Here is an 18,473-nt window from a genome sequence, read left to right as displayed (position 1 = left end):
GCGATTGCTTCGCAGGCTGGCAATGACAATTTTTATTATATGTCACTGCTTACCAAGTACTTCCCCAACCTTACCAAGCACCAGCTAGCGCAGTTTGCGCGCCTCGAAACTGAGTTCAAAGCCTGGAACGCGCAGATAAACCTGGTGGCCCGCACCGATACCGATAACTTGCTGGAGCGCCATATTCTGCACTCGCTGGGCATTGCCAAAGTGGTGCAGTTTCCGGCAGGCAGTTCCGTGCTTGATGTGGGCACCGGCGGCGGCCTGCCAGGCCTGCCGCTAGCCATCCTATTTCCCGAAGTGAAATTTCACCTCGTCGATAGCATCGGCAAAAAGATTCGGGCCGTGCAGTTCATGGCCGCCGACCTGGGCCTAAGTAATGTAACGGCCGACCAGATTCGGGCCGAGGATGTGCGCGAGAAGTTCGACTTCGTGGTGAGCCGCGCCGTGGCCCGCCTAGCCACCTTCCACCCCTGGATTATGCATAGCTACAAAAAACACCCCGCGCCGGGCGCGGGCCTCTATTACCTCAAAGGCGGCGACCTCACCGAAGAAATCGCCGAAAGCGGCCTCGTAGCGCGAGTAGAGAACCTACCCGACTTCTACGAGGAAGAATTTTTCGAGACGAAAAAGGTAGTAGTAGTGCCGGTGTAAACTCAGTACCAACATAGTAGCAAGCCAACTGATGTATGCAGCGGTCCTAAGTTTTCTACTGATAGCGAGCCGTGGAAACGCTCCATTTGCTTCCAGCGATTCACTTAAGCAATGCGCGGTGCATCACGTGATGTTGCAGTCAACAACAGTCCCTATTAAGTACGGTCTGCCGGACATTGACATAAGCTACATAAAAGCTGAGCAAAAATTGTTTCCTAATAGTAATAACGCGATACTAGGCGGCTGTGTAGTCGGTGCAGTCACTCAAGAGAGATTATTGTATTGTGAGCAATGCCGAACTGCCAGACAGCAATGGCTAGCTAAACATAAACCCCGAAAATAACACCTGCATGACGTTCAGCTATTTTTCCATCTGCTGCTTCGCAAACAGCTGTTGTAGCTTCTCAATCAATCGGTTGCGCAGGGCATCCTCCTGGCCAGGCTGGGTGTAGGCGCGAAAGGCCACCATCATGGTAGCACCCGGTTTTAGGCTAATGAGCACCACCTGTGGCGTAGGCTCGGCCAGCACCTGCTCGTCTTGCGCGAGGAGTGGCACGGCCTGCTGGCGCAGGGCATCGAGGTCGGTGGCGCTGTCCAACTCCAGCTGAATTTCGACCTGCGCCCGTTGCGGATGCGCCTTGTTGGTAATAACGCCGTTGGAGGTAGCACCATTGGGCAAGATAATGGTGTCGCCCTGGGGCGTAAGCAGCAGCGTGTTGAATATCTGAATGGCTAACACGGTACCGCTTTTGCCCTGACTTTCAATAACATCACCCACGGTGAAAGGCTTGAAAATCAGGATAAGTACCCCACCCGCAAAGTTGGCCAGCGTGCCCTGCAAGGCTAGGCCCACAGCCAGGCCCGCCGCCCCCAGAATGGCTACAAACGAAGTCGTTTCGAAGCCCGCCATGCCCGCCGCCGAAATGAGCAGCAGCACCTTGAGCGCGATGCTGAACATACTGCCCAGAAACGAGCGGAGCGAGACGTCGAAATGCGCGATGGCCGCCGCTACCAGCCGGCTGGCCCAGCCAATGACCCACCAGCCCACTACCAGCAGCAACAGCGCCGACAGTAGCCGGGGCAGGTAGAGCACCACCAGGCTCGTCAGGCGTTCGGTGTAAATGGTTAACTGAGAGAGCGAAAGCACGTCGGGCAAGGGCATAGGGCAAACAGGACTAGCGTGGGCAAGCTAGTACTTACGGCAGATAAGGATTTTAGGGTCGGGTAGTAGGGAACCGCGTTTGCCCGTGGCACCGCGGAATTAATATTGTCACTTAACAGAAAATTTAAGTTAACTGCATTATTGAGTAATATAGTTTTAAAATTCTCATTCCCTGCCTTTATCATTACCTTGCGGACATGAATTTGAGTAGCATTTTACAGGCGCAACGGCTTCCCCGCTGGTTTTGGCCGGTGGTGATAGGACTGAATTTTTTGTTGCACGCCCCTTTTTTCCAGTTGCCGCCCATGAGCCTGCACGTATGGCGGCAGTGCAACACGATGGCCGTGGCGCGTAATTTTTACGAGGAAAGCATGAACATCTTAGCGCCGCGTGTGGACCGGCGCAACACTACGGATGGGGTAACGGGCATGCAATTTCCTTCCTATGAGTATCTAGTAGCTATTGGCTATCAAGTAGTTGGCTTTCATGAGGCGCTACCACGCCTTATCAACTGGGTGATTTATATGCTAGGAGTGGTGGCGTTCTACCACCTGGCCAAGCAGGTGAGCGGTAGCGTGTGGCTGGGCGCGGTAGGCGCGTGGGGCTTGGCGTGGAGCCCCGAAGTGTATTACCACGGCGTGAATGCCCTGCCCGATATTTTAGCGCTCACGGCCTCCCTAGCAGGCCTACTATGGTTTGGACGCTGGCGCGAAAACAAGCGCGTTACTACCTTAGTAATCAGCTTATTATTTGTTACCCTGGCCGGCCTCACCAAGCTGCAATTTTTGGTAATTGGCTTCCCGATTGCCGTTTTTGTGCTGCGCGATTTGCTTCAGCGGCGCTACTCGGGGCTACAAGTGGCGCAGCTGGTGGGCTATGCCGTGGTGTCGGTGGGTGTCACGTTGGCTTGGTATGCGTATGCGCTCCGGCTCATTGCCAGCTCGGGGCTGGCCGATTTTGGCCTCGAAATCCGGCCGGCCCCCGACCTGGCTACTGGCTGGTTTATCCTCAAGCGCAACCTGATATCGGACCTGCCCGAAGTCATTTTGGGTTACGGCTCGCTGGTGTTGTTTGTGGTGGGGCTGTGGCGCTTAGTGCGCCGGGCGCCCATGCAGCACCCGTGGTTTGGGCCGGGGCTGGCCTGGGGCGCGGGGCTACTGGCCTACTACTTTATCGAGTTAAACCAAATGCGCAGCCATGCCTACTACCTGTTGCCGCTGCTGCCCGTGCTGCTGCTGCTGGCGGCGTGGGGCGGCGCGTGGCTGCGCCGGTTTCCGCGGGCCCGCCCCCTGCTGGTGGTTGCGCTGCTGATTCAGCCGCTGTGGGCCGTGGCGCGCATTGACTGGGGGCGGTGGGTCAACCATAGCCCCGATGTAGCCCCGGAGCTGTTCGACCCCGCCACCCGTGCAGCGCTGGCAGCGGCCACCCCGCCCGGCGCGCGCTGCGTGGTAGGGCCCGACGATTCGGGGTGCATCAGCTTCTATTTCTTACATAAAAAAGGCTTTGGCTTCGACGAGCCGGGGCAGTTGGCAGCCAGCACTTATAGCGGCAATACCTACCTGGCCGATTGCGTGGCCGGTGGGGCCCGTTACCTCTACACCACCGATACGCTGGGCCTGAGTGACCCCAAACTACAGCCTAACCTAGCTCGCGAGGTGAAGCGCGTAGGCAGGTTTCGCGTGTGGGCCTTGCAGGCTGCCCCAGCGCAACACTGAGGCGGCCGCACTACCATATCCTTATTTGCTGAGCGTGGCGGTCAGGATTTTATCCCCGATTTCGAGCTGCTGCACCACGTCTATGCCCTGCACCACTTGGGCAAAAATGGTGTAGCGGCCGTCGAGGTGCGGGGTGGGCTGGTGGGTGAAAAAGAACTGGCAGCTCTCCGTATCCTTACCGGCCGAGGCCAGGCCCACCGCACCCGCGCCGTAGTGGAGCTGCGCCAATTCGGAGCGCAGGTTGTAGGGCGTGCTGCCCGAGCCATCGCCACGCGGGTCGCCGCCCTGGGCTACGAAATCGGGCACTACCCGGTGAAAATAGAGCCCGTCGTAGAAATGCTGGTTCAGCAAACTCACGAAGCTGGCTACCGAGCCGGGCGCTTCCACAATTTTCAACTCCAACACAATCAACCCCTTACTGGTAGTCATGCGCACGCGTTGGCCCACCGGAACGGTTTGCACCAGGGCCCAGTCGATGGGGTGCTGGCTGGCGGGGCCCACGGGGGCCGGCGTGGGCGTAGGGGCCTTGGCGAGCTTATCGAGGGCCTGCTGCAAGCCCAGCCACGCCTCAATTTCGCGGGGCAGGGTCAGCTTGCTTTGGGCCTGGCGCAGGGCGGCCAGGTCTTCAGGCTGGGGCGCGGGCACCACGGCCGGGTTGGCAAAAGCCTCGGCGGCCGTGCCGAGCTGGGCCACGTCGCCGCCGGCCAGCGCCCGGCGTAGCGCCGCCGTAAAATCGGCCTGCCGGGCGGCGGGGAAGCTTTTGTTGCCCCGCAGGCTCACCAGCGCAGCTAGCGCCGTACCGGGCACAATGGCCGGGCTAGTGGTGAGGGCTGCTTCTTTGGCCAAGAAATCAAGCTGCGCCAGGTCTTCGCTAAGCGCAGTGAGCAGGGCAGCTTTTTCATACTGATTTTTAGTAGCTTGGTAGCGCTGCCGAATGGTATCGGCAAAGGCCGGGCGCTGCCGGGCGGGGGCGTGGCGCAGGGCCGCTTGCAGCAGCGTGGAGCGAGTGCGCCAGTGCGTGGCCACCCGCGCCGAATACCGGATGCCTTCCACGTAGCGCGCCCAATCCAGCACGTTGTCGGCGGTGGAAGTGTCGTGGGTGGTTTTCAGAAACCACTCGGCCGCGGTGAGCGACTCCTGCGGCAGCCGCGCCCCTAGCACCCGGCCGGCGCAGCGCACCCGCAGGCTGTCGGCCGCTCGCGTTTTGAGCGTACGCACTACCTCATTGGGCTTATTACCTGGCCGTTGCGTAGCCGATACCACCATGATGGCGTTGGTGGGCAGCGCCCGCACCGCCGCAATGCGCACCCGGTAGTCGGCATCCTGGCTGGCCGCTTTTAGCAGGGCTGCCAGCGCGGCCGGCCGCGCCACCCGGCCCAGGGCCGACGCACAATTCTCCCGCACAAAGTAGTTGGGGTCGCTCGCCAGTAGCCTCACCAAAGCGGGTAGCGCTACTTGCGCCAGCGTCGAATCCTGGCCCCGCATGCGGGTGAGGGCAGCCGAGGCGCCAGTCCGCGCCAATAGCGGCGCGCCAGGCTGCGCCAGCAAAGTCACGGCGTGTCGCACCACTTCGGGCGTGGCCAGGCCGCGCAGGCTGGCCCGGTACAGCGCCCAGGCCTGGCCGGGCGCGGCGGCCGAGTCGGGCACCGGCAGCTTCACCTTCCACAACGTATTGATTGACTGCTTGGTAACGCAGCGACCAAGGGCCTCATACGTGGCGTAGCGGGCGGGAGCGTTGGCTTCGGGCTGGGCCAAGCGCTGGGTTAGGGCGGGCACGGCCGTGCTGTCGCCGGTTTGGCCCAGGGCGTAGGCGGCCGCGCGGCGCACGGCGGGGCGGGCGTCGTGCAGCAGCGGTAGGAGGGCGGGCACGGCTTTTTTGTCCTGCACCGAAGCCAGGGCCTCGGCGGCGGCGGCGCGGTAGAGGGCGTTTTTATTGGTGAGGAAGGGCAGCAGCACGGCCGTTTGGCGGCCATCTTGGGCAGTGGCGATGCGGCGGCGCGTGGCATCGGCGTAGGGATGGGCGGGTGGCGCGGCGGCCGCGAGCAGCGGCAGCGCAGCAAAAAGCAGGGAGAGCGGGCGCATAGGGCACGAAGTTGAAGCCGCAAGTAACGCGGGCGGCCCGACCTTTGCCGCTTCAAGCTGCCTCCCATGCCCGCCCCTACCGACCCGCACCAGCTGCGCATCCAGGATTTTCACTACGAGCTGCCGGCCGACCGCATCGCGCCCGAGCCCCTGGCCGACCGCGCCGCCAGCCGCCTGCTGGTGAGTCGCCACGGTGCGCTCACCGACAAAACGTTTCGCGACTTGCCCGGCGAGCTGCCGCCCGGCAGCCTGCTCATTTTCAACGATACCCGCGTGGTGCGCGCCCGGCTGCTGACGCAGCGGCCCACGGGCGGCGTGGTCGAGCTGTTTTGCCTGGAGCCCGTGGCCCCGCACCGCACCCTGGAGCTGGCTTTACAGCAAACCGCCGCCTGCACCTGGCGCTGCCTGGTGGGCAACGGCCGCCGCTGGAAAAGCGGCCCGGTAAGCCTGGAGTTTCAGTTTGCCGGCCAGCCCGCCACCCTCACCGCCGTGCGCCAGGCTCACGAGGCCAGCGGCGAGAGCCTCATTGACTTCAGTTGGACGCCCAGCTCGCTGCCGTTTGCTGAGGTGCTGCGGGCGGCTGGCCACCTGCCCCTGCCGCCCTACCTGCACCGCCCCGACACCGCCACCGACGCCGTGCGCTACCAAACCGTGTATGCCGCCCACGAGGGCGCGGTGGCCGCCCCCACCGCCGGCCTGCACTTCACCCCCGAGTTACTGACCGAGCTAGCCGACCGCGGTATTGCTACTGGCCAGGTTACGCTACACGTAGGGGCTGGCACCTTCCAGCCCGTAAAGGCCGACACGATGGCCGAGCACCCCATGCACGCCGAGCCTATCATTGTGCAGGCCAGCCTATTGCGGCAGCTGCTGACGCACCGGCCGCAGCCGGTTATTGCTGTGGGCACCACCAGCCTGCGCACCCTCGAAAGCCTCTACTGGCTGGGCGCGGCCCTGGCCCGCCAACCGGCCGACTCAGCCGCCGGGCTGCGCGTGAGCCAATGGCAGCCCTACGCCGAGCTACTGCCCGGCGAGGAAGAAGTTACGCCCGAAGCCGCCCTGCAAGCCCTATTGGCGCACCTGGAGGCCACCGGCTCGGCGGCCATTGAGGCCAGCACGCAGCTGCTCATTGCGCCTGGCTACCACTTCCGGCTGGTGCAGGGGCTGATTACCAATTTTCACCAGCCCGAAAGCACGCTGCTCCTCTTAGTATCGGCGCTGCTGGGGCCCGGCTGGTGCACCGTGTACGACCACGCCCTGCGCCACGGCTACCGCTTTTTAAGCTACGGCGACTCGTCGTTGCTTTTGCCCTGATTGACCCGGTAACCGACCAGCTAAGTCAGTTTTGGCACGGGCTTTGAAAAGATGACTGCGTGGTTGCGCAACTCAGTTGAAGCTGCCGCGTAAAACAACCCGAAAATACCTTTCCTCAATTTTCAGTCATGAAAAAAGTAATCCTGCTCCTCGTCACCTGCGCCTTCGCTACCACCGCATTCGCCCAAACCACCCCCGAAACTGAGGTGAAAGTGCGCGACAATGGCACCAAGAAAGTAGTCACCAAAACCGGCAAAACCAACGTGGGCGCTGCCCTCGAAAACACGGCTGATGCCGCTGGCAACGTAGCCAAAAAAACCGGTCGCAAAATCAAGAGCGGCACCCAAAAGGCTGGCCGCAAGGCAAAAACCAGCACCAAAGAGATGGAAGCTAAGTCGGCCGAGTAATTTCGCTGCTTGCTATAAAACAAAAGCCCTGGCCTCGGTCAGGGCTTTTTTGCGTTTGGTGCGCAGTAGGCAGCGGCAAGGTTACGGCGCTTTTTGAATGGGGGCTGGCTGCTCGCGTAGCTCGTGCAGCACCTTCTCAATCACGCTTTGGCCCACCACGCTCACGCCGGCGTTGAGGGTAGCCAGGGCCACGGTGCCGGCGGCTATCCACTTGGCGGGCGGGCTACCCTGCGTTTTAAGCGTGTTAGCCCACCCTACCAGGCACGCGCCCGCGCCGATGAGTAGGAGGCCGCCGGGGGCCAGCAGCAGCCATTTTTTCTTGTGTGTCATAGGAATTGATGCGCAATGGGATGAACGTAAGCTTGCCGATTGAATACTTTGCCAAGCGCATCAGGGTTTTACCAGGCAGCAATCGGCATTACTTAAAATCAATGAGTACAAAACAAATTTTTAATTAAATTAGCTGCAATGCCCCTAATATCGAGGGTCATTATAGTAAAAATTATCATAAACTAACGATAACCCCTATCTTCGCTTAGGTCATTTCGCTATTTTATTGATTATGTCTCGCAAACAACTACTCGCCCGCCCTGCGCTGGCATTGCTCGTGGTACTGGCCTTGGCGGCCGCCTTTGTGCCCCACCACCACCCCGATGCCGCCACCGGCGCGCTCAAAGCCGCCGACATAGCCTGGATGCTCGTTTCGACGGCGCTGGTACTGCTGATGACGCCGGGCCTGGCCTTCTTCTACGGCGGCATGGTCAACCGGGGCAACATCATCTCCACCATGCTCCAGAGCTTTATCTCGCTGGGGGTCATCTCGTTGCTGTGGTATGTGGTGGGCTTCTCGCTGGCGTTTGGCGATGACATCGGGGGCGTAATCGGTGACCCGCGCACGTTTTTCATGTTCAACAACGTGGGCACCGCGCCGCACCCTACGCTGGGGGCGGGGCTGCCGCTAGTGCTGTTTGCGGCGTTTCAGCTCAAGTTTGCCATCATTACGCCAGCGCTTATTACGGGCGGCTTTGCCGAGCGCATCCGGTTTTGGGGCTACCTGATTTTCATCTGCCTCTTTAGCTTGCTCATTTACTGCCCGTTAGCGCACTGGGCCTGGCACCCCAACGGCTTTTTGGCCCAGTGGGGCGTACTCGACTTTGCGGGTGGCACGGTGGTGCACATTTCGGCGGGCTTTGCGGCGCTGGCGGGCGCGCTGGCCATTGGCCGCCGCCGCTCGCACCTCGATGGGCACGCCCACGCGCCGGTCAACATTCCGTTCGTTATTCTGGGCACCGGTTTGCTATGGTTCGGCTGGTTTGGCTTCAATGCCGGCTCGGCTATGGGGGCCAATGCCCAGGCGGTGCAGGCCTTCGTAACTACCCACTTTGCCTCGGCCGCCGCCATGCTCACTTGGATGGTGCTGGAAGCTGCCCGCGGGCAGCGGCCCTCGGCCATGGGCGCGGCCGTGGGGGCCGTGGTGGGCTTGGTGGCCATTACGCCGGCGGCGGGCTTTGTGGCCTACGGGCCGGCCATTGCCATCGGCATTCTGGCGTCGGGCGTGAGCTTCGGGGCCGTTATTCTGAAGAACCGCACCACGCTTGACGATACGCTCGACGTGTTTCCGTGCCACGGCGTGGGCGGCATCGTGGGGATGCTGGCCACCGCGCTCTTCGCCCAAAAGGGTGGTTTATTCACGGGCGGTGGGCCCACGCTACTCTATTACCACCTGCTTACGCTGCTGGTAGTGGGCGTGTTCACGTTCGGCGGCTCGTGGCTTTTGTACCGGGTCACTAACTTTATCGTGCCCATTCGGGTAAACGCCGAGAACGAAACCCACGGCCTCGACACCAGCCAGCACGGCGAAACCATGCTGGCCGCCTAATACTTGCCCGGCAGCGCGCCCGGTGCGCTGCTCCCCATGACGCAATTATTTTTCTCGGAATACGACGCTGACCCCGACCTTCCTACCACGCCCCAGCCCCTGGTTATTGTGGGCGCGGGGGGCCTGGGCCGCGAAATAGCCCTGCTCGTCGCCCAGCTTGTTCGGGCCGGAGTCAACTGGGAACTGCGTGGCTTCTACGACGACCGTGCCCCCGCCATACCCACCGTGGGCGACCTGCCCTACCTCGGCACCGTAGCCGACCTCAATGCTACGGCCACGCCACTGGCCGTGGCAGTAGCCGTGGGCAGCAGCGCCAGCCGCGCCACCGTGGTGGCCCGGCTCACCTCGGCCCAGCTCTCGTTTCCGGCGCTGGTGCACCCGCAGGTGGCGCTGCTCCCCGGGCAGCGCGTGGCCCTGGGCGCGGGCTGCCTCATCCAGCGCGGCTGTATCCTCACCTGTGACATTACACTGGGTCGCTTCGTGCTACTTAACCTCGGCTGTACTGTGGGTCATGATGTTGTGCTAGAAGACTTTTGCTCGCTGATGCCCCACGCCAACGTGGGCGGCGCAGCTCACCTGGAAGCGGGCGTGTACCTGGGCACCAACGCCACCGTTATCCACCAAATTCACATTGGGGCCGCTACCACCGTGGGGGCCGGGGCCGTAGTGGTGCGCGACCTACCCGCCCATTGCACCGCCGTGGGCGTACCCGCGAGGGCAATTAATAATGAGTAATGAATAGGGAGCAATTCGCTTGTTCCTCAGCCTGTTACTCAATATTCATTGCTCATTATTAACTGCTCACTACGTTGGACCGCATTTACCTTTCGCCGCCGCACCTGGGCCGCCACGAGCTCAACTACCTGCATAAAGCGGTAGAAGACAATTGGGTAGCGCCCATCGGTCCCAACCTCGATGGCTTTGAGGCCGACATTTGCGCGGCCGTGGGCGTGCCCTACTGCGTAGCCCTCAACTCGGGCACCGCCGCCCTGCATCTGGGGCTGCTGCTGCTGGGCGTGGGGCCGGGCGATGAGGTGCTGTGCCCCTCCTTCACGTTTGTGGCCACGGCCAATGCCATTCTATACTGCGGGGCCAGCCCCGTCTTCGTTGATAGCGAGCCCGTTACCTGGAACATGTGCCCCCAGCGCCTGCGCGAGGCCATTGCCGACCGCATCAGGGTGGGCAAAAAGCCCAAGGCCCTGCTTTTAGTGCACCTCTACGGTATGCCCGCTCAACTCACTGAAATTCTGGCCATTGCTAAAGAATTCGGGATTCCCATTCTGGAAGATGCCGCCGAGGCGCTGGGGGCCAGCTGGCAACAGCAGCCGCTGGGCAGCTTTGGGCAAGTGGGCGTGTTTTCGTTTAACGGCAATAAAATTCTGACGACCAGCGGCGGCGGCGCGCTGGTAACCCATAGCCAAGAGCTAGCCGCGCGGGCGCGCTTCCTGGCCACCCAGGCCAAGGAGGCGGCCCCGCACTACCAACACTCGGAAATGGGCTTCAACTATCGGTTATCCAACCTATTAGCCGGCATTGGCCGGGGCCAGATGGAACTACTGGCCGACCGCGTGAAGCGCCGCCGCGAGATTTTCAACTGGTACCGCGAGCACCTGGCGGGCATGCCCAGCCTCGCGCTGGCTCCCGCCACCGAGCCCGCCGGCAGCCGCGCCAACCGCTGGCTCACCACGCTGCTCCTCGACCCAGCCGAGACTACCGCCACGCCCGAAGCCCTGCGCCAGCACCTTGAAACGCGCAACATCGAGAGCCGCCCGCTCTGGAAACCCATGCACTTGCAGCCGCTTTTTGCCGATGCGCCCATGTATGGCGGCGCGGTGTGCGCGGGCCTTTTTGCCCACGGCCTGTGCCTGCCCAGCGGCACCGCCATGGGCGACGAGGAGCTGCACCGCGTGGCCAAGGCCGTGCGCGAAGGAATGCAAGTAGGGTAAGCTTTAGCTTGCCGCTTGGCCGCCGTAGCCGCCAACACGGCAAGCTAAAGCTTACCCTACATCCTCAGCAGCGCGGCAAGCTAAAGCTTACCCTACCCTACACGTTTACAGCTTGATAGTTTTCTTGGAAACTACCTGGCCGCTCATGGTCACGGTGGCTATGTAAAGCCCAGTTTTCAGGCGCGAGCCATCCACGGCAAGCACGTGCGCGCCGGGCGCAAACGACTTGCCGGCTTCCACGGTCTGCACTTTCTGGCCCATCTCATTGAACAGCTCCACGGTAACGGGGCCGGCGGTGGGCAGCGTAAAGCTCACCTGAAACTGGTTCTCGAACGGCACCGGGCTGAGCTGCAGGCCATCGAGCGGGGCCTGCGGGGCGTTGCCGCCGCGCACGCTGAGCGTAGACGCAAACAGCGAGAGGTTCATGAAATCGGCCATCAGCGGGGTGATGGAGGTATTATCGAGCAAGCCGCGGCCGGTGAGTTGTTTGGCGTGCGTATCGGTATTGTCTTCGGCGGCTACCCACACGTCTTGGGGGGTGTGGTTGCCCACATTGCCGGTCTGGTTGGTGCCGTTGCCGTTGGTAAGGGGGTTGGAGGCGTAGGCCACCACAATGCGGCGGCCGGTGGCCGAGGCGGGTTGCGGGTAGTCTTTGCCCTGGAAGGTATTCATTACATAGTCCGGGAACCAGCCATTGGCCCCGCCGTCGCCGCGCACCAAGTTGGTGGGCGTGGCGTAGCCCGCCTCGGCGGCTACCGATTTCCCAATCTGACCCGAGTAGGTTCGGATTTTGGTGGTGTTGCGGTTGGCATCGGCCTCATCGTGCAGGCCCGTTACGGCAAAGCCGCCGCACTCGTGGTCGGACGTGCTGAAGATGAGCGTTTTGCCATTAGCCGGCGCGGCCAGCAGCGAGCGCCCTTCGGCCACGGCGTAGTCGAAGGCCATCACCTCCTTAATCATGTAGTCGGAGCCGTACACGTTGCTGGTGCGGGCCGTGGTGAGCGTGGCCGTTACGCCGGCATCGCCGGTGCCCACGTAGGTGGGGCGGTCGGCGTCCACCACGTACTGGTTGGTGGTGCCCGAGCCGGCTACCACCGAAATACCGCCGGTGTTAGAATGCTCCAGGTGGTCGATGCGGCCGGCCTCCACCATTAGGAAAAAGCCCTTGCCGTTGCTTTTAGCCTGCAATACCTGAATGGCGATGCGCGTCATGTCAGCCAGCGAGGGCTCCCAGGCGGCGCTGGTTTGGCGGTCCTGCTCGTAGCTGGCGTGGCTGGCGTTGAACAAACCCAGCAGCTTTTTGCCGCCCACGCCATACTGCGCAATGTTGGTGCTGACGTTGAGCAGCGCGTCGCGGCTGTTCACGTAGTTGTAGTCGCGCTGCTCCACGGCGTACTTCACCAGGTCCACGTCGTCGGCGCGGGTGCCACCGAGCGTCACGGCCGCGCCGGCCGCGTTGGTGATGGGCGCGCCGGCGGCATTTACCACCGCTTTATATTGGCTGGCCGCGTTGCGGGGCAGGAAGTGCCGGGCACCGCCGCCGAGCATTACATCGAGCTCCACACCCACCTTGGGGGTGGGCAATACCCAGTCGCGAGCGGCCGTATAGCGGTACGAAGCCGTGGGGCTGGAATTGAAAATGGCCTCATACTGCGTCTGCGTAGAGGCAATGTACTGAGCCGAAATGTAGTCCTCCAGGTCGCGAAACCAGATGTGGCTGGCAAACGAAGCCGGCGTAGCGTGCGTAATGCGCGCCGTGCTCACCAGGCCCACCGCGTAGCCCTGCTTCTTGGCCGCCTCCAAAATGGTCTGGATGGCCTCGCCCGAGCCGGGGTTCAGGGCAATTACCTCGTTGTCTTGCTTGCCGGGTTTGCCGCAAGCGTACACCGACGCGCCGGGGGCCGAGTCGGTAATCCAGGAGTTGAGCGAGTGCGTGGTAACGGTGGCGTTGTACTTGAGCTTATCGAGCGCCAGCACTTGAAAACCCGCATCGGAGGTGAAGCGCTTGCCGTCGCGGCCCTGGCCCATGGCCATGCGAGCGGCCGTTTTGGGGGCTAGCCCAAAGCCATCGCCGATGTAGAGAATGACGTTATTATTGGTGGCCGCGGCCTGCGCATGCACCCGTTGGCCCGTGGTGGCGGCTAGCAGTAAGCTGCCCGCGAGTAAAAGTTTAGGGTTCATAAAACCGGTGAGAGGGTGAAAAAGGAACCTGGTAATCGGCCACAAAATTGCCAGCCCACCGTGAGGCCACCATTACCGGGCAGTCATGGCTGCATTATCAATTTCTCTTTCATGACATAAATTGGTAACATTAACACAAACAGCTACTTATCCTAGGTAAAGCTACCTTTGCCCGTACTTATCCGCTTCTTTTTTAGCCCAATGCGCTTCCGCCTAGCCCCCGTTTTTCGCCCCTTTTGCGCGGGCTTGCTGCTGGCATTTTCCCTAGCGCCCGGCACTCCGCTGCTGGCGCGGCCCCGGCCCAGCTACCCGCTCACCGGCCACGAAAAGCCAGTGGCGCTGCTGCACGTCGGCAAAGCCACGCTGGTAGTAACCGAGCACAGCGTGTGGCAGCTCGAAGGGTCAAAATTCATCCGCAAGTATCAGAGCACTAGCCCCGTGCAGTGCGCCGCCGCCGCCGCCGATACCGTGCTGTGGCTGGGCACCCGGCAGGGCGTAGTAGCGCTGGGCACGCGCCGCTTTACTCCACATTCGCTACCTCTCCCCGGCCCCGCTGCCGAGGCTAATATCACGGCGCTCTTCCGCGATGCGCGGGGCGCGCTGTGGGTGGGGGCCAACGGCCAGGGCGTATTCCGGCAGGCCGCCGATGGCGCGCTGGTGCCCGAGCTGCGCACGCCCTCCATCAACAGCGGCGTGGCCACGGCCGATAGCTCGGTATGGATTGCCACCAACATTGGCCTGAGCCGCCGCCGGGGCTCCGAGTGGATGCGCTACAACGAAGAAGGCGTGGCCAACAACGAAATCCCCGACAACATCGTGGAGAAGCTGCTACCTGATAATGCTGGCAACCTGTGGGTTATCATGTCGGGCGGCATCTGCGTATTTGAAGGCCTGGGCCAGCGCGCGGCCGCCGAAGCCGAGCTGCCCACGGTGCGCTACCTGGGCCAGCCCGGCAACGAAGTGTTCGGGGTGGCCTACCTGCGCGGCGAGGGCCGCCTGTTTGCCACGGCCATGGGCCTATTACTGCTGCCCACCGAGCCCGCCGCCAGCTTCGCCCCCGCCACCGATAAGGTCGAAACCAAGCAACTACTGCGCCCCGTGCCCAACCCCGCCGGCAGCACTACCCCTACCCTACTGCACCTCGATGCCCAGCAGCGCCTCTGGCTGGTGAGCGCCGACGCCGTGACGGTACTCACGGCCAAGGAGTTTCACCAGCTGGCCCACAGCCCCACTACCGCTAGCCGGTAAAAGCGTATCTGTTTAGGCAGTTTGCCGGCTTTTCGCCAGCCCACCTAAGCCTGCTACACATTTAGACTTAATTATTTATTACACAATAAGTTAAACAATTTCTTTTCTACCTCGGCTAGCGTGGGCCGCTCAGCAACCACAGGCTGCATGCAGCGCTGCTGCAAGTCGGCCAGGGTGCGCAGCATTGCCGCATCGCTAGTTGGGCAATGCATCAGTAATTCCTCCAGCAAGCAGCCGAATGCACGGACTTCCAGCCGCTGCAAGCCCGCCGCGGCGGGTGTAGCCGTATCAAAGAAACTTGCCGCGCCAAAGTCGCCAAGTAGCGCATCGCCGGCGGCCGTGGCCAGGATATTGTGAGCGTAGAAGTCGCCGTGCAAAATTCCTCGCTCGTGCAAGTGCGCCGCCGCCGAGGCCATGCCGTGGGCCAACCGCAGGGCCGACGCTAGGCTGAACGTAGTGCCGGGCGCGTACACATCGCGGGTGCAGGTAGCCAAGCTGGGCGGCCCCGCCAGGTTGCCAAAAACCGGCGCTATCAGCTCCAACACCAAGCCTTCGGCCCCGGCCGGGTGTTGCGCTAGCTTACCTTCTACCTCAATCAGGTTAGGGTGTTGGCCCGCGCTGATGCAGGCAACCATTTCGCTGTGCGGCAAGCCATCACTAGTTACCTCACCTTTGAACAGCTTGACAGCCACTTTTTTAGCAGCCCGCTGCCAGTGCGCCCGGTAAATAACGCCTGATGCGCCTTCGCCCAATTGCTCCTCCACCGCCAACTCAGACCAGGCGATGGCACCGATGGGGTACCGGACCACCGCCGCCGCCTCGGCCGCCACACCAAAAGGATTGCCGGCGTAGGCCAGCCACGCCAAGCGCGGCATGGCCAGCAGCCAGCCCGGCAGCTCGGTGAGTTGGTTGGCAGCAACGCGCAGCAATTCCAGGTTGGTGCATTGGGCCAGCTCAGCGGGCAGCTCGCGCAGCTGGTTGCCCGCCAGCATCAGCTTTTGCAACTGGCGGCACTGGCCGATTTCGGGCGGCAGGCTTGCGAGTTGGTTATCAGTAAGAATCAGCCAACGAAGCGCAGGCATGAGCGCCGCCGCCGGCAAGGTGCGAATGCGGTTGGCCTTGAAGCCTACCATACTCAGCTGCGGGCAATCGCCCAGCACCTCCGGCACGGTATCAAATTGATTATCAGAGCAAAATAGGACTTGTAGCTTGCGCAGCCGACCTAGGTCAGCCGGCAACGATGACAATTGATTGCCCGACAAGTTGAGGACTTCTAGCGTGTCAGCAAGGTCAAATATTTCTTCGGGAAACTCGGTGAGGCCGGCCGCCAGGTCGAGGCGGCGGGCGCCGGCCAGCTGGCCGGCGCGGAGTTGGGCAAGAGTGTGCATCAGGGCAAAGGTCGGGCGCAAGCCCCCAATCAGCCACCAGAAGGGACAGAATGGCCCACTACAAAAAGCAGCCGGTTACTTGAAAATCATTTTCAAGTAACCGGCTGCTTTTTAACAACTTAATCGTTCAACTCATTCCTCTCCCAACGCGTGCTCCAAATCCACGAGTAGGTCGGCTACTTCCTCAATGCCTACGCTCAGGCGTAGCACGCCCGGTGTGATGCCCAGCGAAGCCCGCTGCGCCGGCGTGAGGCCCCGGTGCGAAGTAGCGGCCGGGTACGAGCACGAAGAGGCCACGCCCGCCAGCGACGGCGCCAGCGGAAAGAGCTTGGTTTTCTGAATGAAATCCTCCACGGCCGCCACCGAGTCATCGGCCAGCCGGATGCTCAGCATGCCCCCGTAGAGGCCGCCCAGCAGCTGGTGCGCCGCCAGGGCGTGGCCGGGGTGGCTCTCCAAACCAGGGTAAAACACCTGCGCTACGGCCGGACTATCGGCCAGGAAGCGGGCCAGCGACATGGCATTTTCGGAGTGCTGGCGCATGCGCAGGCGCAACGTTTTGAGGCCGCGCACGGCCAGCCAGCTATCCAGCGGGGCCAGCATGAGGCCCAGGTTGGTAGCCAGGCGGCGCAGATTTTTGGCAATGGCTGGGTCGCGGGCTACCACCACGCCGGCTGTCACGTCGGAGTGGCCCGCCAGGTACTTAGTAGCCGAGTGCCACACCATATCGGCTCCCCAACTCAGCGGCTGGGTCAGCATGGGCGAGGTAAACGAGCTGTCAATCAGCAATAAAATACCTTGCTCTTGGCAAGCCTGGGCAAGGCGCGGGCCATCGAGCACCACCAGCAGCGGGTTGCTGAGCACCTCGGCCAGCACCAGCTTGGTGTTGGGCTGGCGGTGCTTGGCAATGTCGTAGAGGTCGGCCAGCGGCACGTAGCTGGTTGCTATGCCCAGGCGCGTCAACTCGTTGGACAGCAGCACTACCGAGCCGCCATACAGCTCAGCGGGGCACAGCACGTGGTCACCAGCCTGGCACACGGCCAGCACGGCGGCCAGCAGCCCGGCCAGGCCCGCGCCGGTGGCCACGCCGCCAACGGCTCCTTCCAGTTTGGCCACTTCGGCCACCAGCTCATCCGAATTGGGGTGCTCGGAGCGCGAGTAGCCGTAGCGCCCGCCGTGGTCGGGGGCCGTGTAGTACTCTTCGAGCTCAGCCAGCGAGCTGAATTTGAAGACCGAAGTCTGATAAATCGGGGTGACTTTGGGGTGTATTGGGGTCAGGTCCATAGGAAGGCGAAGGTAGCGCCGGGGCACTTACCATAGTGCACTATTGTACGCGCCGAATCTCGCTAGCTTCGCTTTTTTGCGCTGTTTCAGCCTCCACGGCCTTTTCGGCCTGGCCCATGAGGCCATCGGGAAGCAGGTATTGCAAAGCCACGTTTTCGCGGGCAAAAACCTGCATCAGCACAATGAAATAAGACAGCAGCAGTGGCCCGATTACCAGTCCCACGATGCCAAAAATCTCCACTCCCAGCGTGAGGCCCACCAGCGTTACCCACGGGTGAATATCGCCCATGCTTTTAGCCAGCCAGATACGTAACACGTTGTCAACGTTGATGATAACAATAATACCCACCAGTAAAATGCCAATCCCCTGCGGGTTATGGTTCTGCGCAAACTGGTAGATGGCCGCCGGCCCCCACACCAGCGGCGTGCCCAGCACCGGAATAAAAGCCATGAAAATGGCAATCACCGTCCAGAACATGGGGTCGGGTACCTGAAAAATCCAGAGCGTGGCCCCCGTGAGTAGGCCCTGCACCAACGCCACAATACCTTGCCCCAGCACGTTGGCGTTCACGTTGTTTTTCAGCGAGCCGCTCAGTTCTTCCAGCGTCTTTTCGCGGAAGGGCAAGTAGCGGCGCAGTCCCGCCAAAAACGCTTCCTCCTGCATAAACAGGTAATAGAGCGTAAACAGCATCAAGCCCACGATGACGATGACGTTGAGCACGCTGCTGGCTAGCGTGGGTATCCACTGGCTCACCTTGGCCGCGCCTTGTTGCAGCAGCTGGCGCACCTGGTTTTCCTGGGTTACCTGCATGCCCACTTTGCGCTCGATGCGCTGCACCACCAGCAGTATCTGGTCGGTGTTGCGGGCCAGCGTCGCTACCCGGTCGATGAGCAGCGAGGTGAGGGCGAAAAAGGGTATTACCAGCACCACTATTGCAAACACAAGCAGCAGCACCGTTACGAGGGTGCGGTTCCAGTTGCGCCGGTGCACCAGCGCCGTAAACCACGGCCGCAGCACAACATACAGAATACCAGCTCCTAAGAAAGCAGTGAGGTATTGAAGCAGGCCAAAGAAGGCCAGCAGCCCCAGCAGCACCAGCGTGATAATGAGCAGCACAAAACGCTGGCGGGGAGAATAAATATTGGGTTCGGCAAGGTGCGGCATAGCGCGATTCGGTAGGCGAATAAATTGATGAGTATTGCCTGAACGAAAACC

Annotated in this window: 15 protein-coding genes; 8 read left to right on the top strand and 7 right to left on the bottom strand. The window is 61.8% G+C overall.

Translation table 11 applies throughout. The annotated features are described in order from the left end of the window. Positions 1-39: 39 nt before the first annotated feature. Positions 40-654 (top strand): 16S rRNA (guanine(527)-N(7))-methyltransferase RsmG, encoded by a 615-nt coding sequence (rsmG, locus tag ACYVGC_RS10690; RefSeq protein WP_460583820.1) that lies wholly within the window; start codon positions 40-42, stop codon positions 652-654. Positions 655-1,015: 361 nt separating this feature from the next. Here the strand turns inward: rsmG and ACYVGC_RS10685 are convergent, their stop codons facing one another. Further along, positions 1,016-1,816, bottom strand: a complete 801-nt coding sequence (locus tag ACYVGC_RS10685; protein WP_460583819.1) for a mechanosensitive ion channel family protein — start codon at positions 1,814-1,816, stop codon at positions 1,016-1,018. Between the two features lie 305 nt (positions 1,817-2,121). Between ACYVGC_RS10685 and ACYVGC_RS10680 the strand changes: the two genes are divergently transcribed. Continuing rightward, positions 2,122-3,531, top strand: a complete 1,410-nt coding sequence (locus tag ACYVGC_RS10680; protein WP_460583818.1) for an ArnT family glycosyltransferase — start codon at positions 2,122-2,124, stop codon at positions 3,529-3,531. 21 nt (positions 3,532-3,552) lie between these two features. Here ACYVGC_RS10680 and ACYVGC_RS10675 read toward each other — a convergent pair whose 3' ends face one another. Then, entirely contained in the window at positions 3,553-5,613 is a 2,061-nt protein-coding gene (locus ACYVGC_RS10675; protein WP_460583817.1) for a peptidylprolyl isomerase, read from the bottom strand. 66 nt (positions 5,614-5,679) lie between these two features. On the opposite strand from ACYVGC_RS10675, the gene ACYVGC_RS10670 reads away from it, so the two are divergent. Both ACYVGC_RS10670 and ACYVGC_RS10665 read left to right on the top strand, forming a co-directional pair. Then, positions 5,680-6,927 carry an S-adenosylmethionine:tRNA ribosyltransferase-isomerase gene (locus ACYVGC_RS10670; RefSeq protein ID WP_460583816.1) on the top strand — a complete coding sequence of 416 codons (1,248 nt, stop codon included), beginning with the start codon at positions 5,680-5,682 and terminating at the stop codon, positions 6,925-6,927. A 128-nt stretch (positions 6,928-7,055) separates the two neighbouring features. Continuing rightward, complete coding sequence (locus ACYVGC_RS10665; protein WP_460583815.1) at positions 7,056-7,334, top strand: hypothetical protein; 279 nt, start codon at positions 7,056-7,058, stop codon at positions 7,332-7,334. Between the two features lie 81 nt (positions 7,335-7,415). On the opposite strand, the gene ACYVGC_RS10660 is transcribed toward ACYVGC_RS10665, so the two are convergent. Continuing rightward, positions 7,416-7,664: a hypothetical protein gene (locus ACYVGC_RS10660; protein WP_460583814.1), complete on the bottom strand. Its 249-nt coding sequence runs from the start codon at positions 7,662-7,664 to the stop codon at positions 7,416-7,418. 232 nt (positions 7,665-7,896) lie between these two features. On the opposite strand from ACYVGC_RS10660, the gene ACYVGC_RS10655 reads away from it, so the two are divergent. From ACYVGC_RS10655 to ACYVGC_RS10645, 3 genes are all read left to right on the top strand, one after another. Then, positions 7,897-9,213 (top strand): ammonium transporter, encoded by a 1,317-nt coding sequence (locus tag ACYVGC_RS10655; RefSeq protein ID WP_460583813.1) that lies wholly within the window; start codon positions 7,897-7,899, stop codon positions 9,211-9,213. Between the two features lie 36 nt (positions 9,214-9,249). Further along, the gene (locus ACYVGC_RS10650; protein WP_460583812.1) at positions 9,250-9,948 is read left to right on the top strand and encodes an acetyltransferase; all 699 of its coding nucleotides are present in this window, start codon (positions 9,250-9,252) and stop codon (positions 9,946-9,948) included. A 74-nt stretch (positions 9,949-10,022) separates the two neighbouring features. Continuing rightward, positions 10,023-11,159, top strand: a complete 1,137-nt coding sequence (locus tag ACYVGC_RS10645; protein WP_460583811.1) for a DegT/DnrJ/EryC1/StrS family aminotransferase — start codon at positions 10,023-10,025, stop codon at positions 11,157-11,159. A 105-nt stretch (positions 11,160-11,264) separates the two neighbouring features. Here the strand turns inward: ACYVGC_RS10645 and ACYVGC_RS10640 are convergent, their stop codons facing one another. Beyond that, positions 11,265-13,340 (bottom strand): alkaline phosphatase, encoded by a 2,076-nt coding sequence (locus ACYVGC_RS10640; RefSeq protein WP_460583810.1) that lies wholly within the window; start codon positions 13,338-13,340, stop codon positions 11,265-11,267. A 201-nt stretch (positions 13,341-13,541) separates the two neighbouring features. Here ACYVGC_RS10640 and ACYVGC_RS10635 point away from each other — a divergent pair, with 201 nt between their 5' ends. Further along, the gene (locus ACYVGC_RS10635) at positions 13,542-14,588 is read left to right on the top strand and encodes a hypothetical protein (protein ID WP_460583809.1); all 1,047 of its coding nucleotides are present in this window, start codon (positions 13,542-13,544) and stop codon (positions 14,586-14,588) included. A 71-nt stretch (positions 14,589-14,659) separates the two neighbouring features. Here the strand turns inward: ACYVGC_RS10635 and ACYVGC_RS10630 are convergent, their stop codons facing one another. From ACYVGC_RS10630 to ACYVGC_RS10620, 3 genes are all read right to left on the bottom strand, one after another. Further along, positions 14,660-15,976 (bottom strand): protein kinase, encoded by a 1,317-nt coding sequence (locus ACYVGC_RS10630; RefSeq protein ID WP_460583808.1) that lies wholly within the window; start codon positions 15,974-15,976, stop codon positions 14,660-14,662. A gap of 132 nt (positions 15,977-16,108) precedes the next feature. Beyond that, positions 16,109-17,257, bottom strand: a complete 1,149-nt coding sequence (locus ACYVGC_RS10625; RefSeq protein ID WP_460583807.1) for a trans-sulfuration enzyme family protein — start codon at positions 17,255-17,257, stop codon at positions 16,109-16,111. 40 nt (positions 17,258-17,297) lie between these two features. Beyond that, positions 17,298-18,422, bottom strand: a complete 1,125-nt coding sequence (locus tag ACYVGC_RS10620; RefSeq protein WP_460583806.1) for an AI-2E family transporter — start codon at positions 18,420-18,422, stop codon at positions 17,298-17,300. Between the last annotated feature and the right edge of the window lie 51 nt (positions 18,423-18,473).

Source organism: Hymenobacter arcticus (genome assembly GCF_054779975.1).
This window is presented reverse-complemented; position numbering and strand designations above follow the sequence as displayed.

Bases quoted from the DNA above. Each gene is read 5' to 3' on its own strand.
- rsmG (WP_460583820.1), top strand. From the start codon at position 40: ATGTCACTGCTTACCAAGTACTTCCCCAACCTTACCAAGCACCAGCTA.
- ACYVGC_RS10685 (WP_460583819.1), bottom strand. From the start codon at position 1,816: ATGCCCTTGCCCGACGTGCTTTCGCTCTCTCAGTTAACCATTTACACC.
- ACYVGC_RS10680 (WP_460583818.1), top strand. From the start codon at position 2,122: ATGAGCCTGCACGTATGGCGGCAGTGCAACACGATGGCCGTGGCGCGT.
- ACYVGC_RS10675 (WP_460583817.1), bottom strand. From the start codon at position 5,613: ATGCGCCCGCTCTCCCTGCTTTTTGCTGCGCTGCCGCTGCTCGCGGCC.
- ACYVGC_RS10670 (WP_460583816.1), top strand. From the start codon at position 5,680: ATGCCCGCCCCTACCGACCCGCACCAGCTGCGCATCCAGGATTTTCAC.
- ACYVGC_RS10665 (WP_460583815.1), top strand. From the start codon at position 7,056: ATGAAAAAAGTAATCCTGCTCCTCGTCACCTGCGCCTTCGCTACCACC.
- ACYVGC_RS10660 (WP_460583814.1), bottom strand. From the start codon at position 7,664: ATGACACACAAGAAAAAATGGCTGCTGCTGGCCCCCGGCGGCCTCCTA.
- ACYVGC_RS10655 (WP_460583813.1), top strand. From the start codon at position 7,897: ATGTCTCGCAAACAACTACTCGCCCGCCCTGCGCTGGCATTGCTCGTG.
- ACYVGC_RS10650 (WP_460583812.1), top strand. From the start codon at position 9,250: ATGACGCAATTATTTTTCTCGGAATACGACGCTGACCCCGACCTTCCT.
- ACYVGC_RS10640 (WP_460583810.1), bottom strand. From the start codon at position 13,340: ATGAACCCTAAACTTTTACTCGCGGGCAGCTTACTGCTAGCCGCCACC.
- ACYVGC_RS10635 (WP_460583809.1), top strand. From the start codon at position 13,542: ATGCGCTTCCGCCTAGCCCCCGTTTTTCGCCCCTTTTGCGCGGGCTTG.
- ACYVGC_RS10630 (WP_460583808.1), bottom strand. From the start codon at position 15,976: ATGCACACTCTTGCCCAACTCCGCGCCGGCCAGCTGGCCGGCGCCCGC.
- ACYVGC_RS10625 (WP_460583807.1), bottom strand. From the start codon at position 17,257: ATGGACCTGACCCCAATACACCCCAAAGTCACCCCGATTTATCAGACT.
- ACYVGC_RS10620 (WP_460583806.1), bottom strand. From the start codon at position 18,422: ATGCCGCACCTTGCCGAACCCAATATTTATTCTCCCCGCCAGCGTTTT.